Origin of the sequence: Shimia aestuarii, from assembly GCF_022814865.1 — a bacterium.
Taxonomy (GTDB): domain Bacteria; phylum Pseudomonadota; class Alphaproteobacteria; order Rhodobacterales; family Rhodobacteraceae; genus Shimia; species Shimia aestuarii_A.
The window spans coordinates 251424-265081 of the sequence record NZ_JAKVRD010000001.1 but is presented as its reverse complement, the minus strand read 5'-3'; the positions used below and the strand labels follow the sequence as shown (position 1 = coordinate 265081).

General features: G+C 60.7%; 13 protein-coding genes. 4 read left to right on the top strand and 9 right to left on the bottom strand.

Going from position 1 to position 13658, the window contains the following annotated elements; translation table 11 throughout:
* Positions 1–78: 78 nt before the first annotated feature.
* From MK745_RS01380 to MK745_RS01360, 5 genes are all read right to left on the bottom strand, one after another.
* A complete protein-coding gene (locus tag MK745_RS01380; RefSeq protein ID WP_243611482.1) occupies positions 79–501 on the bottom strand; it encodes a GNAT family N-acetyltransferase in 423 nt (140 codons plus the stop codon).
* Positions 501–1154 carry a tRNA (adenosine(37)-N6)-threonylcarbamoyltransferase complex dimerization subunit type 1 TsaB gene (gene tsaB / locus MK745_RS01375; RefSeq protein WP_243611481.1) on the bottom strand — a complete coding sequence of 218 codons (654 nt, stop codon included), beginning with the start codon at positions 1152–1154 and terminating at the stop codon, positions 501–503. Before tsaB ends, MK745_RS01380 begins: the two co-directional genes overlap by 1 nt.
* Positions 1144–1707: a NifU family protein gene (locus MK745_RS01370; protein ID WP_243611480.1), complete on the bottom strand. Its 564-nt coding sequence runs from the start codon at positions 1705–1707 to the stop codon at positions 1144–1146. The genes tsaB and MK745_RS01370 overlap by 11 nt, the downstream gene beginning before the upstream one ends.
* A gap of 92 nt (positions 1708–1799) precedes the next feature.
* Positions 1800–2255, bottom strand: a complete 456-nt coding sequence (locus MK745_RS01365) for a universal stress protein (protein WP_243611479.1) — start codon at positions 2253–2255, stop codon at positions 1800–1802.
* 76 nt (positions 2256–2331) lie between these two features.
* Positions 2332–3201 carry a branched-chain amino acid aminotransferase gene (locus tag MK745_RS01360; RefSeq protein ID WP_243611478.1) on the bottom strand — a complete coding sequence of 290 codons (870 nt, stop codon included), beginning with the start codon at positions 3199–3201 and terminating at the stop codon, positions 2332–2334.
* Between the two features lie 435 nt (positions 3202–3636).
* On the opposite strand from MK745_RS01360, the gene MK745_RS01355 reads away from it, so the two are divergent.
* Complete coding sequence (locus MK745_RS01355) at positions 3637–4095, top strand: hypothetical protein (protein ID WP_243611477.1); 459 nt, start codon at positions 3637–3639, stop codon at positions 4093–4095.
* A gap of 412 nt (positions 4096–4507) precedes the next feature.
* Positions 4508–5386 (top strand): PqqD family protein, encoded by an 879-nt coding sequence (locus MK745_RS01350; protein WP_243611476.1) that lies wholly within the window; start codon positions 4508–4510, stop codon positions 5384–5386.
* A 21-nt stretch (positions 5387–5407) separates the two neighbouring features.
* Here the strand turns inward: MK745_RS01350 and trpS are convergent, their stop codons facing one another.
* Complete coding sequence (gene trpS, locus MK745_RS01345) at positions 5408–6442, bottom strand: tryptophan--tRNA ligase (protein ID WP_243611475.1); 1035 nt, start codon at positions 6440–6442, stop codon at positions 5408–5410.
* Between the two features lie 74 nt (positions 6443–6516).
* Between trpS and MK745_RS01340 the strand changes: the two genes are divergently transcribed.
* A complete protein-coding gene (locus MK745_RS01340) occupies positions 6517–7206 on the top strand; it encodes a rhomboid family intramembrane serine protease (protein ID WP_243611474.1) in 690 nt (229 codons plus the stop codon).
* A gap of 8 nt (positions 7207–7214) precedes the next feature.
* Here the strand turns inward: MK745_RS01340 and murJ are convergent, their stop codons facing one another.
* From murJ to MK745_RS01325, 3 genes are read right to left on the bottom strand one after another with little or no spacing between them, the layout of a single operon-like run.
* Positions 7215–8756, bottom strand: a complete 1542-nt coding sequence (gene murJ / locus MK745_RS01335) for a murein biosynthesis integral membrane protein MurJ (RefSeq protein WP_243611473.1) — start codon at positions 8754–8756, stop codon at positions 7215–7217.
* Entirely contained in the window at positions 8753–11563 is a 2811-nt protein-coding gene (locus MK745_RS01330) for a [protein-PII] uridylyltransferase (RefSeq protein ID WP_431978957.1), read from the bottom strand. Before MK745_RS01330 ends, murJ begins: the two co-directional genes overlap by 4 nt.
* Complete coding sequence (locus tag MK745_RS01325; protein ID WP_243611472.1) at positions 11523–12686, bottom strand: penicillin-binding protein activator; 1164 nt, start codon at positions 12684–12686, stop codon at positions 11523–11525. Before MK745_RS01325 ends, MK745_RS01330 begins: the two co-directional genes overlap by 41 nt.
* A 105-nt stretch (positions 12687–12791) precedes the next feature.
* Here MK745_RS01325 and rsmI point away from each other — a divergent pair, with 105 nt between their 5' ends.
* Complete coding sequence (gene rsmI, locus MK745_RS01320; protein WP_243611629.1) at positions 12792–13652, top strand: 16S rRNA (cytidine(1402)-2'-O)-methyltransferase; 861 nt, start codon at positions 12792–12794, stop codon at positions 13650–13652.
* Positions 13653–13658 lie beyond the last annotated feature (6 nt).

The window sequence follows — 13658 nt, the reverse complement described above, 5'->3', positions numbered from 1 at the left end:
GGAGGGGCGACGGCAATGCAATATGTGAACAGGGCAAGAGATTGGGGCACCGGAAGAATCTCAGATTTCCGTCACGGCTTAGGCAAGTTGCTCCAAGGGCTTGGTCAGGATCAACGCATCAACTGCAGGTCCGTCGGGGCGCGTGTAATAGCCTTTGCGTTGCCCGGCATCGGTAAAGCCCGCTGCCCGGTAGAGCGCGATGGCTGCCGGGTTGTCGGCGGCAACTTCGAGAAAGGCGCTTTTGGCGCTGCGCGCGCGGGCGGCGGTTTCGAACTGCGAGAGGCACGCTCGGGCAAGGCCTTGGCGCCGAGCCTTAGGATGGGTCGCAATAGTGAGAAGTTCGGCCTCCCCAGCGATGGCGCGACCCAGAGCGAAGCTCTGTCCTTGGGCGACGAGAAAGCAATGGGGCGAGGCAAGAAGTGCGGTGAATTCCTCGGCACTCCAAGGACGGCTTTGGGTAAAGGCCGCGGCATGGAGGGCGGCGAGGTCGTCGGGTGTCATCAGAGAATGACCGGCGCGGAGTCGCGGGCCGGGGCGGCGTCGGCGGGCTTGAGGTAGAGCGGGGCCGGACGGTCTGGGGTGTCCTGCCAGCGGCCTGCCGCGATGCGGGCGATGGCTTCTGCGGTCGGGTAGGCCGGTGCAGCCTCAGCGGCGCCAAGCGCGGCGGCCACCGGGGCGGACGCAGAGCCGATGCAGGTCAGGTCGGGTTCGGCAAGGGAGGCGGGGATGTCAGCGATGGAGACCAGCGACGGCGCGATGGCCTTGGCCATGCGATGTCCTGCGATATAGGCGTGATCGCGGGGCGCGGCGAGGCAGGTGAGCGTGGGGCCGTTCGCGCCATGCGCTAGGGCGTCGAGGCTCGACACCCCGACAGCCGGGATGGCGCGTGCGAGGGCAAGGCCGCGCGCGGCAGAGACCGAAAGGCGGATACCGGTGAAATTGCCGGGGCCGATGCCGACGCCGATGGCCGACAGATCAGACCATGCCACCCCAGCTTCGGCTAGCACGCCTTCCAGAAGCGGAAAAAGGCGCTCGGCCTGTCCGCGTTTCATCTCTTCTTGGGCAGATGCGAGAATGCGGTCGCCACAAAGCAGAGCGGCGGCGCAATGCGCCGCCGATGTGTCAAAGCCGAGGATCAGAGGATCAGACGGCAACCGGGCGCACCTCGGTGACTTCCGGGATGTAATGACGCAGGAGGTTCTCAATACCCATCTTCAACGTCAGGGTCGAAGAGGGGCAGCCCGCGCAGGCGCCCTGCATATGCAGATAGACAACACCGCGGTCGAAACCGTGGAACGTGATGTCACCACCGTCTTGGGCCACGGCGGGACGCACGCGGGTGTCGAGCAGTTCCTTGATCTGGCCAACAACTTCGGAGTCGGGACCGTCATGATCGGCATGCCCGGAGGCGGCGGTGGCCGCACCGGCCATGACCGGTTGACCGGATTGGAAATGCTCCATGATAGCGCCGAGGATCGAGGGCTTGATGTGGTCCCACTCGACCGCCTCTTCCTTGGTCACGGTGATGAAATCGGTGCCAAAGAACACGGCAGAGACACCCTTGACCGCGAAAACACGGCTCGCCAGAGGCGACGCCTCGGCACCTTCGGAGGAGGGGAAATCAGCGGTGCCTGCTTCAAGCACGGTCTGCCCCGGAAGGAACTTGAGCGTGGCGGGGTTCGGCGTGGATTCGGTCTGAATAAACATAGCGGATGCACCTTTTCTATCTCGTCTTGAGATATGCGCCTCCGAACCCGGATAGTCAAGGTTTGGAATGATTCTAAACTGGGTGCGACAGGTCAGGTAATCGACTCGAGCCGTTCCTTGGACATATCGCCCGGCACGATGGTGATCGGAACCGGCAGGTTTCCAGAGGTCTTTGTCAATTGGCTGACAAGCGGGCCGGGGCCTTTCTTGTCGACACCAGCGCCAAGCACGAGAACGCCAATCTGCGGATCATCTTGTATCTGGCCAAGGATTTCCTTCACCGCTTCGCCTTCGCGGATCACCAACTCGGGGTCCACGCCTTGCCGATCGCGCATCCATTTGGCGAAGACCTCGAAATGGGCGATGATGCGTTCGCGGGCCTCTTCGCGCATGATGTCGCTGACACCGATCCAGTGGTTGAACTCGTCTGGCGGGATGATCGAGAGAATCTGCACGCCTGCATCCGTATTCGCCGCCCGCATGGCGGCGAAACGCATGGCGTTCAGGCATTCGCGGCTATCATCGAGAACGACGAGGAATTTGCGCATCTGATGGTCTCCCTTGGCGCAATCATGGCGCATGGTCGGGGATCAGGCAACGTCTGATGCGAGATCCCCGATGGGCTCAGGCCGTGGCGCGCGCCCAGTCCCAATACATCTCACGCACCTGGCGGGTCACGGGGCCAATCTGATATTGGCGGTCGTCGAAGGCCGTTACTGGCGTCACCTTGGAGAAGTTGCCAGAGAGGAAAACCTCGTCAGCATCTTCAAAATCTTCGAAAGTGAGTACGGTTTCATGCACTTTCATGCCCTCGGCGCGCATGTTGGACATGTGGCGCGCGCGGGTGATCCCGGCGAGGAAGGTGCCGTTCTCAATGGGCGTAAAGACTTCACCATCCTTGACCATGAAGACGTTCGCCGTCGCGCTTTCGGCGACATTGCCCATCGCGTCGGCCACGAGCGCGTTGCCAAAACCCTTGGAGCGCGCCTCGACAAGCATTCGGGCGTTGTTGGGATAAAGGCACCCGGCCTTGGCGTTGACCACGGCGCAATCGAGCACCGGACGGCGGAAGCGGGTCCGCGTCAGGGTCGTGGAGGCCTCGGGCGGGGCCATGGGAACGGCCTCGAGGCAGAGGGCAAAGCCGGTCGCCTCTTCGGTCGGGGCGATGGCGGAGACACTCATATCGCCGTCGATGCCCCAATACATAGGACGGATATAGACAGCATCCTCGGGACCGAAGGCGGAAAGGCCTTCGCGGGCGATGTCGAGCATGTCCTCGGTCGAGACCGTCGGCGTCAGCATCAGCGCCTTGGCCGAGCGATTGATGCGCGCGAGATGCGGTTCGAGATCAGGGGACATGCCCTCGAAATATCGTGCGCCGTCGAACACCGTGGTGCCAAGCCATGCGCCATGGTCTGCGGCGCGCATGACGGGCACGTCGCCATCATGCCATGTGCCGTTGAAATAGGTTCTGATTGTGTTGCTGATTGCCATTGATGCTGGTCTCCCTCGCTCGCTCCGGCGGATGCTAGTCGCGGCCTGTCGGGAGGTCCAGAGGCAAAGGGAAGCCCCCGGGCCTGGGGAAGACCGGGGGCGAATGGTTTGGAACTCAAATCACAGAACTCAGAAATTCTCGCGGGGTGCGATTGAGGCAAGGGTAGCGTTTTATTGATTCAAGTTCATGACACCCGGAGGCGGGAACTCATCTATCAAGGGCACATTTTCAACCGGAAGATAGATCCCGCAGTGATTGAAGTAGCAACAATTGGCTCACCTCTCGCGAAATTCCGCGCAAAAATTGAATGTGACACATTTTTAACAGATTTCTAATTTTACATGCCGTAACGTCACATTCAGGAAATGCTATTTGTTTCGCAAGAAACTTCGTCTCAAGCAGGAGTGGGAAACCCACCGAAGGAGGAGCTTATCATGGACGACATGAACGAAGAAACTACAACAGAGGCGGTTGATCGCCGCAAATTCCTTGCCAAACTCGGTTTGGGGGCGACAGCGATCTATGCTGCACCGGCCTTCACGACGCTGAGCATGGCACACGCATCCGGCGGGTCCGGTGGCGGTGACGGCGGCGGTGGCGACGGCGGAGGCGGTTCCGGCGGTGGTGACGGTGGTGGTTCCGGTGGCGGTGACGGTGGTGGCTCTGGCGGTGGTTCCGGCGGTGGTTCCGGGGGCGGAGACGGCGATGGCGGCGCATCGGGTGGTGACGACGGCGGCGCATCTGGCGGTGATGATGGGGCTTCGGGCGGCGAGTCCGACGATGGCGCCTCTGGTGCCGATGACGGCGCTTCCGGTGGCGAGTCCGATGATGGTTCCGATGACGGTGGGTCCACCGCGTCCGGACCAAGCGACGCCGCGCAGGACATGCACTAAGTTGAGAGTGATCTGAGAAAAGAGGATGCCCGGGGCCAGAAATCGCTGGTGCCGGGCATCCGATTATTTGAGACTGTTTCCGATGACGGCGACGCAACGTTTCTATTTCACGGGCACGGACGGTCCGGTTGTTTTTGAAGGTGCCGACGCGGTCGTCTCTCTTCTTCCAGAGATATTCAGTGACTGGCCTTACGCACCTGTCGAAGGCGGAATGGACGTTCCGACGCTCACCGTGTCACAGAGGGACGGGAGATTTTGCTTTTCTTCCGATCACTACGACCTTTCGAAGTCCCATTCGGATCCACTCCATGCTGCCTGCACTTTGTTGGCAGAGTTGGCCTGGTCGCGAATTCGCGCTGAACAGGGGTTGTTGTGCTTTCATGGTGCCGCGATTGAGCGTGAGGGGAGCCTTATGCTGTTCCCCAATCAACGGCGCGCCGGCAAGAGCACACTGACGGCCTGTCTTGCTGCACTGGGCGCGCATGTCTTTACGGATGACTACCTGCCTTTACGCCTCGGCAAGGATGGCGCGATGCGCGGCATTGCAAACGGTGCGGCGCCCCGGTTGCGTCGGCCATTGCCTAAAGAGTTTTCGCAGGGTCTCGCGCGATGGATGGAGCATCATGCGGGGCCGCGAAACCAGCAGTATCTCTACCTTGACCTTCCCGACGGTCAGCTGGCGCCGCATGGTGAGACGCTGCCCATTTCTACGATCATCCTTCTGGATCGCCGGGAGGAGGGAGAGGCGGAGCTTGAGCCAGTCGCCTCCTCCAAGGTCATGCGGCGGCTTATCCGGCAGAATTTTTCTCGCAGCATGAACCCGGCGCGGGTGCTGGCTATGCTCAACGGGCTGGTTGAGACGTCACAGTGCCTTCGTCTGCGATACAGCAACGGCGAAGAGGCGGCGGCCTACCTCAAAGCGTGGTGCGATGCGAACCCCCGGGGGGCGACAGCACGGGTTGATCCGTCGAACCTGCCGCCAGACAGCCATGCAGTTTACACAACGGACAAGGCCGTTGCGGGGGATCACACCTACCAACGTAATCCCTCGGTCTACGAGGCTCAGCTTCAAGAGGATGTCTTTGTCGCCTGCGCCGAGGGACCGGGCATGCATGCGTTCAGCGGGGTGACGACCGGGATCTGGACGCTTCTGTTGGAGCCGACAACGCAAGAAGATATCACGCAGACACTTGCCGCCGCCTTCCCAGAGCAGCCACGGGAGGATCTGTCTCAGGCGGTGAGGAAGATCATTCAGGCGATGCTGAAGCACCGCCTGATCATGGCTGTTTGAAGAAGATCAGTGGTCAGCGCCTCAGGCGCCGACCATGCCGACGATCTCGTAGGTCTTTTTGAGGATCGGTGCAGCGATTTCGCGGGCTCGGCTTGCGCCGGAGGCGAGGATGCGGTCGATCTCGTCCTTTTCCTGCATCAGACGGGCCATCTCGGTCGAGATCGGCGCGAGCTTTTCCACGGCGAGTTCAGAGAGGATCGGTTTGAACTCCGAAAACTGCTTGCCGCCCACATCCGCGAGCACCGCATCAACAGTGGTATCCGCGAGCGCGGCGTAGATGTTGACGAGGTTGCGCGCCTCGGGACGCTCTTCAAGCCCCTTGGCCTCGGAGGGTAGGGCATCGGGGTCTGTCTTGGCCTTGCGAATCTTCTTAGCAATGGTGTCGGCGTCATCGGTCATATTGATCCGGGAGGCATCCGAGGGATCGGACTTCGACATCTTTTTGGACCCGTCGCGCAGGCTCATGACACGCGTCGCCGCGCCTTCGATGACCGGCTCGGTAATCGGAAAATGATCGACGCCATAGTCATGGTTGAACTTGATCGCGATGTCGCGGGTCAGCTCGAGATGCTGCTTCTGGTCCTCACCGACGGGCACATGGGTCGCGTGATACACAAGAATATCCGCCGCCATCAGCGCCGGATAGGCCAAGAGGCCGAGCGAGGCGTTCTGCTGGTTCTTGCCCGCCTTGTCCTTCCACTGGGTCATGCGCTGCATCCAGCCCATCCGCGCGACACAGTTGAAGATCCATGCGAGTTGGGCATGTTCAGCAACCTGACTCTGGTTGAAGAGGATCGATTTTGTCGGATCGAGGCCCGCGGCGATGAACCCGGCGCAGAGTTCGCGCGTGGCATGGCGGAGGTCATCAGGGTCTTGCCAGACGGTAATCGCATGCATGTCGACCATGCAGTAGAGGGTTTCCGTATCATCGCTCTGCATATCTACGAAGCGCTTGAGCGCACCGAGATAGTTGCCGAGGTGCAGGTTGCCCGAGGGTTGGATGCCCGAGAAGACCCGCGGGGTGAATTGAGAGGACGTTTGGACCGCCTCGTTCATGAGGAATACTCCGTCTGGATTTATGGGTGTCGTTGCCTTACCGATGGGGCAAAAGCCCGTCAAGGAGAGCAGGCATGTCCCAGCCCGAGCATTCGCACCCGATCAATCCGCTGCCGCCTGTCGTGGTCGCGCTTTTCCTGCTGATCGCGGGGATCGAGATCGTCTTCACGCTTGGCGCACAAGGAGTTGTCGGTGGGCCCGCTGCGATCGGCTGGCGCGTCTCGGCGCTACAGAGATATGCGTTTGCAGATGAGATTTTTAGCTGGATGCTGGTCAACAATATCTGGCCGGTAGAGCATGTGATCCGCACGGTGACCTATCTATTCGTGCATGGCAGCTTTACCCATGCGGCATTTGCCAGCGTGATGCTTCTCGCTCTTGGCAAGATGGTGGGCGAGGTGTTTTCGGGGGTCGCGACACTCGCGATTTTTGTTCTGTCGGGGATTGCCGGCGCGCTTGGCTACGCGCTTATCCTCGAGGCGTCGCAGCCGCTCTTTGGGGCATTCCCCGGCGTGTATGGGCTGATCGGAGCGTTTACCTTCCTGCTCTGGACGCGGCTTGGCCAGTTGGGCGCCAATCAGGCGCGGGCTTTCACGATGATCGGTTTCCTTTTGGGGATTCAGCTTCTCTTTGGTTTGCTCTTTGGCGGCAACAAGGACTGGGTTGCGGATGTGTGCGGTTTCGCAGCGGGATTCCTGATGTCTTTTGTCCTCGCGCCCGGCGGCTGGCAGCATCTTGTGGAAAAGTTGCGCAAGCGCGACTGACGCGTGCGTCAGCCGCGTTTCGCCGCGCGGCGAAAATCGGAGAGGCGGAAGGCGCCAATAATGTGCCCCGAGACGAAGTAGACGACTGAGCCGAGAAGGATCAGGATCGCGAGCGCAAGATAGCGCCAGCCATCGGTGCCAAGCGCCGGGCCAAGGACGATGGTTAGGCCCCAAAGCGCCCCTCCCATGATTGCAGAGGCGAAGCAAATGCGCGGCAGGCGTCGGCGCAGGCGTTCATCGAACTTGGCGACATAGCCCATCGGGCGGGTGCCTTTGTAGAGCAGCGCGACCATGACCCAGCCTGCAAGCGTTGTCGCGATGGCGGGGGCAATCCAGCCAATGAACGGCGCGAGGCCGATGGCGACGACAGCGTTCACCACCATCGCCCAGAGCGCGTAGCGGAACGGTGTTTTGGTGTCTTCGCGGGCAAAGAACAGCGGTTGCAGGATCTTCTGGATCACGAAAGAGGGCAGGCCGAGGCCATAGACCGCAACGGCAAGCGCAATAGCGGCGCTATCGTCGGCGGTTGTCGCGCCGCGCTCAAAGAGCACCGAGACGAGCGGTAGCGGAATCACCATGAGTGCCACAGCACAAGGGATGGTCAGGGCCAGCGAGATTTCGGCCGCGCGGGATAGGGCGGTGCGCGATCCGGCCTCGTCGTCAGCTTTGAGGCGGCGGGACAGGTCGGGCAGGAGCACGATGCCGATGGCGATGCCGACAACGCCGAGCGGCAGTTGATAGAGACGGTCGGCGGCGAAGAGCCAACCCACGGCACGGTCGAAATAGGAAGCGACCTGCTGACCGACAAGGAGGTTGATCTGCACGACACCGCCCGCGAGCGCGGCAGGGATGGCGATGGTCACGAGGCGTTTCAACTCGGGGGTCCAGCGCGGCCGTTGCAGGGTCAGCGGGAAACCGGCGCGCGCGGCGGCGACCCAGACAAGGGCAAGCTGCGCGATACCGGCGACCGGGATCATCCAGATCAGAGCGCGCGCAACATCGAGGCCAAGCCATGCGGCACCAGAGATGCCCGCCACCAAAAGGATATTCAGCAACACAGGCGCGGCGGCGGCAGCGGCGAAGCGCCCTGTCGCGTTCAGCACACCCGACAAAAGCGCGGCAAGTGAGATGAATAGGATATAGGGAAAGGCGATGCGCCCGAATTCCACCGAGAGCGCGAACTGCTCTTGACCAGCAAAGCCGGAGGCAAGGCCGAGGATAAGCCAAGGCATGACCAACTGAGCCAGGAGCGTGAGGACGATCAACACCGTGGCAAGTCCGGCAAAGGCTTCGCGGGCGAACCCAAGTGGGTCTTCTTCGCCCTCCAGCTTCTTTGAGAACATCGGCACAAAGGCCATGTTGAACGCGCCTTCGGCAAAGAAACGACGGAACATATTGGGCAGGCGGAACGCCACGACATAGGCCTCGTAGAGAGGGCCAGTGCCGAGGAAAGCGAGGATCAGGATATCACGCACGAAGCCGAGGATGCGGCTTGCCATCGTCCAGCCCCCCACGGTCAGGAAGCCGCGCATCAGGCGGATCGGCTTCACGAAATAGCCCTTTCGACGCCGCGCTCGATTGCTTCACGCAGTTTCTTTTCAAGCGCTTGCTGCTTCGACGCGGAATGGAATTTCAGGCCGAACATGTCTTTGACGTAGAAGCTATCAACCACCTGTTCACCGTATGTCGCGATAACGGCGGAGGCGATATAGACGTTGTTATTGGCAAGGGTGCGCGTCAGATCGAAGAGAAGGCCGGGGCGGTCGCGGGTGTCGACCTCGATAATCGTGTAGATTTCCGAGCCTTCGTTGTCGAAGGTGATCGTCGTCGGCACCTTGAAGGCGCGTTCGCGTTTCTTGATGACGTCGCGCGATTTGATCGCTTCAGTGGCGATCACTTCGCCCTTGAGGGTCTTGTCGATCATCTGTTGCAGGCGTTTGAGGCGGCTGGCTTCATAGGGCGAGCCGTCGGCATCCTGAATCCAGAAGGCAGCGGTCGCGTAGCCGTCCTTAGAGGTGAAGGTGCGGGCGTCGACGATGTTTGCCCCGACCAGTGCCAAGGCGCCGCACATGCGGCTAAAGATGCCGGGGTGATCGGACATGGCAAAACAGACGCGGGTCGCATCGCGATCCTCGTCTGGGTGCAGGTCGATACGTACCTCGTCGTCGTCGATATCGCGTAGCAGCTCGGCAAAGACCTTATGGGCAGTGATGTGCAGGCCCTGCCAATAGGGATCGTAGTGGCGGGTGGTTTCGCGCTTGATGTCCTTGCCGGACCACCCCTTGAGTTCCGCGCGAAGCTTTTTCTTGGCTTCGGCGCCGCGGTTCTCGCGGTTGATGGCCTCCATGCCGTCTTCGAGGACAACGCGTGTCTGACGGTAGAGTGCGCGCAGGAGCGCGGCTTTCCAGTTGTTCCAGACATCGGGGCCAACACCGCGAATATCGCACACGGTCAGCACCGTTAGGAGGTTGAGTCGGTCCACCGAGCGCACGGCCTTGGCAAAGTCGCGCACGGTGCGCGGGTCCGCGATATCTCGTTTCTGAGCCGTGTCGGACATCAACAAGTGATAGCGCACGAGCCATTCGACGGTTTCAGATTCGCCTTTGCGCAAACCAAGCGCAGGCGCGACGCGGCGGGCGATCTGCGCGCCGAGAATAGAATGGTCGGTCTCTTGCCCTTTGCCGATGTCGTGCAACAGCATCGCGACCATGAGGACGCGCCGGTTGATCCCGGTCTTAATGATCTCCGAGGAGAGCGGCAGTTCGACCTGAAGCTCTTCCCGTTCGATCTGGGCGTAGTTTGAAATCACCTGAATCGTGTGTTCGTCGACGGTGTACGAATGGTACATGTTGAACTGCATCATCGCGACGACCGGGGCGAATTCGGGGATGAAAGCGGCGAGCACACCAAGTTCGTTCATCCGGCGGAGCGCGCGTTCGGGATTGCCGTGTTTGAGGAGCAATCCGAGAAAGATCTTCTGGGCGTCCTTGTTGGCGCGAAATTCGTCGTCGATCAGGTCTAGATTTGCCGTCACAAGCCGCATGGCGTCTGGGTGGATCAAGAGGCCCGTGCGCAACCCTTCCTCGAACAAGCGCAGGATATTGAGCTTGTCAGCAAGGAAGTCCTTTTCGTCGGTGATCGCCAGACGATTGTTGATGACCTCATAGCCCGGTTTGATCCTTGGGCGGCGACGGAAGAGGCGCTCCATCAGGGGAGCCGCCTTGGCGTGGTCAGCTTCGAGCTTGGTCAAGAGGATGCGCGTCAGATCTCCCACCGAGGTCGCGTGACGGAAATAGTCCTGCATGAAGTGTTCGACGGCACGCCGACCACCTTTGTCGAGATACCTCATGCGTTCTGCGACCTGCACTTGCAGATCGAAGGTCAGTTGTTCGACAGGGCGACCTGCGAGGATATGCATATGGCCGCGCACGGCCCAGAGGAAATTCTCGGCCTCGGCGAAACGCTCATACTCGTCCTTGTGGAACAGCCCCTTGTCTAGAAGGTCTCGGGCCTGTTGTACGTGATAGACGTATTTGGCGATCCAAAATAGCGATTGCAGATCGCGAAGGCCGCCTTTGCCCTCTTTGACATTGGGCTCGACCATGTAGCGTTCGCCCTGCTTCTTGTGACGCTCGTCGCGTTCATGCAGCTTTGCTTCGATGAACTCGCGTTCGGAGCCTTTGAAAAGGTCTTTTTCGAGACGCGCATTCAATTCGTCCGCAAGTGGGGCATAGCCACGCAGGAAACGATTCTCAAGCAAGGCGGTGCGAATAGTGAAGTCCTCGCCGCCAAGCCGCAGACAGTCTTTGACCGTGCGTGAGGCGTGGCCAACCTTCAGCCGTAAATCCCACAGGATGTAGAGCATGGTTTCGATCACGCTCTCGGCCCAGGGGGTGATCTTGTAGGGTGTCAGGAACAGCAGATCGACATCGGATTGCGGTGCCATCTCGCCGCGCCCATAGCCGCCCACTGCAAAGAGGGCGATCCGTTCGGCTTCTGTTGGGGTCTGAAGCGGATGCAAGTAGGTCGTGGCGACATGGTGCGCCGTCCCAACAAGGCAATCGGTGACCCATGTATAGGCGCTTTTCATAGCGCGCGCGTCACGGGGGCGGTCAAGGAAACCTGCCTCGATCTCGGCATTGGCCGCTTTGCGCGCAGCAAGCAAGAGCTTCACAACGGCATTGCGAAAGGCCCTGTCGTCGGCGTGCGCTTCCCGAGCGCCGGTAACGGCGTCGAGAAGGGCCTTGCGATCAAGGATGTCATCTGCGGGGCGGACGAGATCGGTTGAGGGGGCGGGAAGCGGGAGGTCGTCCGGTTTAGAAACCGAAGCCGCCGAAACTTTTTGGCGCAGGGTCAAGGGTCACCACTTGTTTGTCGCGGATCGTGACAACCGCCAGGCCGCGTTCGTTCGTTCCATCGGACCGCAGGCGGAAGATACCGTTCACCCCTTGGAATCCGGCACCCTGGGTTAGGGCGCTTGTGGTCAATGCGTTGCTTTTGCCGGCTTTGACCAGTGCGCCGATCGCCGCAATGCCGTCATAAGCCAGACCGCTCAGGTTATGCGGCAGGCCACCATAGGCTTGGGCATAGCGATCGGTATAGGCGCGGCTCAGTGCTTCGTCGGGACGTGCGAACCACGATCCCTGTACGCCAGGCAGCGCAACGGTTTGCGACGGCAAATCCCAGCGGGTCAGTCCGATATACTGCACCGTCTGGGGGTCGATTCCGGCTTCGGGAAGCATTTGCGAGAAGAGCGGCAGTGCGCCGGAGGTCGAGGCCGTCAGGAAGATGGTGTCCGGCGCGTTCTGCTCGACCGCAGCCTTGATCTCGGCCACGGCGGCGATCACGCCATCCTGAGAGTATTTATAAGCGACAGTGCCGGCGCTCGACGCAGAAGAGGCGTTGATCGCGCCCATGATCGCATTGCGCCCGACCTGTCCGGGGACAGTATCGGCGTGAACGATCAGGATGTTGCGTTTCCCTTGGCTCGTCGCATAGTTCACCAACCGGTTCGCGGTGTTCTCAAATGTCGACCCGAGGACAAAGACATTGCCGCCCGCGATCTCGGTGTTGTTGGAGAAGGTCAGAACGTTGACGCCATTCCCCGCAACGGCCTTGCCTGCAGCATTCGCGGCAGCCCCGTAGAGCGGGCCAACGATGATCTTCGCCCCTTCCGCGACAGCCTTTTGCGCGGCGGCGGCGGCGGTCGCGGGTTTGCCTGCTGTAGAATAGACGCGCAGGTCAATCTTGACCCCGTCGAGATCGGAAATTGCAAGGCGTGCCGCGTTCTCAAGGCTTTGTGCAATCAAGGCATCGCCGGAATCTCCGGACCCTGAAGGCACGAGAAGCGCGACCGGCACGGGGTTCGACGTCGAGATAACCGGTCCCGTTGAAGGAACACAGGCGGTCAGACCCACGAGAGCCAGCGTGGCAGCGGCCCCTTTCAGAAACCGGCGGGCAAGGCTAGAACGGAACAACATGGAATGATAACTCCCTTGGCGGGTCGGTTTGCGGCGTCAGGCTGGCGTATAACGCGCTGGCCCGGTTTGGGCAAATCATAGAGAACACAGAAGATGGGTCCAGCTTTGAATCACGAAATTCGCAGATTGGAGCCCGGGCTCTACTTCGTTGCCACGCCCATCGGGACGGCGCGAGACATCACCTTGCGGGCGCTCGATATTCTTGCCTCCGCTGATGTCATCGCTGCGGAAGACACGCGATCAATGCGTCGGCTTCTTGAGATTCACGGGGTGCGGCTCGGCGATCGTCCGCTGATCTCTTACCATGACCATTCCGGCGCAAAAGGGCGGGCAAAACTGCTCAAGCTTCTCGAAGAGGGGAACTCTGTAGCTTATGGGTCCGAGGCTGGGACTCCGCTGATTGCCGATCCGGGCTACCATCTGGCGCGTGAAGCGATGGACGCGGGGCACAACGTCACCTCGGCACCCGGACCTTCGGCGATCATCACTGCCTTGACGCTTGCGGGTTTGCCAACGGATGCGTTCTTTTTCGCGGGGTTTCTCCCGAACGCCAAAGGCGCGCGGCAGAGCGCGCTTGAGGCCGTGAAGGCGGTGCCGGGTACGCTCGTGTTCTACGAATCGCCGAAACGCGTCGGCGCGATGCTTCGGGATGCGGCGAAGGTTCTTGGCGGAGAACGTGCGGCGGTGCTCTGTCGCGAGTTGACCAAGAAGTTCGAGGAAGTACGGAGTGGCACGTTGCAGAGCCTTGCAGAGGATATCGGCACCGACGCTTTGCGCGGTGAAATCGTGGTTCTCATTGATCGGCAGGGCACGGAAGAACACGGTGAGGCCGATCTCGAGGTCGCGGTGCGTCAAGCGTTGGAGAGCATGTCCGTTCGGGATGCGGCGGAAAGCGTGGCCAAGGCCTATAACGTGCATAAACGAAAGATTTACCAGTTGGCGCTCAAGCTTTCGTCTGAAGAATGACGAAAG

Coding starts and splice junctions, on each gene's coding strand:
- MK745_RS01380 (WP_243611482.1), bottom strand. CDS start 501: ATGACACCCGACGACCTCGCCGCCCTCCATGCCGCGGCCTTTACCCAA.
- MK745_RS01370 (WP_243611480.1), bottom strand. CDS start 1,707: ATGTTTATTCAGACCGAATCCACGCCGAACCCCGCCACGCTCAAGTTC.
- MK745_RS01365 (WP_243611479.1), bottom strand. CDS start 2,255: ATGCGCAAATTCCTCGTCGTTCTCGATGATAGCCGCGAATGCCTGAAC.
- MK745_RS01360 (WP_243611478.1), bottom strand. CDS start 3,201: ATGGCAATCAGCAACACAATCAGAACCTATTTCAACGGCACATGGCAT.
- MK745_RS01355 (WP_243611477.1), top strand. CDS start 3,637: ATGGACGACATGAACGAAGAAACTACAACAGAGGCGGTTGATCGCCGC.
- MK745_RS01350 (WP_243611476.1), top strand. CDS start 4,508: ATGCTGTTCCCCAATCAACGGCGCGCCGGCAAGAGCACACTGACGGCC.
- trpS (WP_243611475.1), bottom strand. CDS start 6,442: ATGAACGAGGCGGTCCAAACGTCCTCTCAATTCACCCCGCGGGTCTTC.
- MK745_RS01340 (WP_243611474.1), top strand. CDS start 6,517: ATGTCCCAGCCCGAGCATTCGCACCCGATCAATCCGCTGCCGCCTGTC.
- MK745_RS01325 (WP_243611472.1), bottom strand. CDS start 12,686: ATGTTGTTCCGTTCTAGCCTTGCCCGCCGGTTTCTGAAAGGGGCCGCT.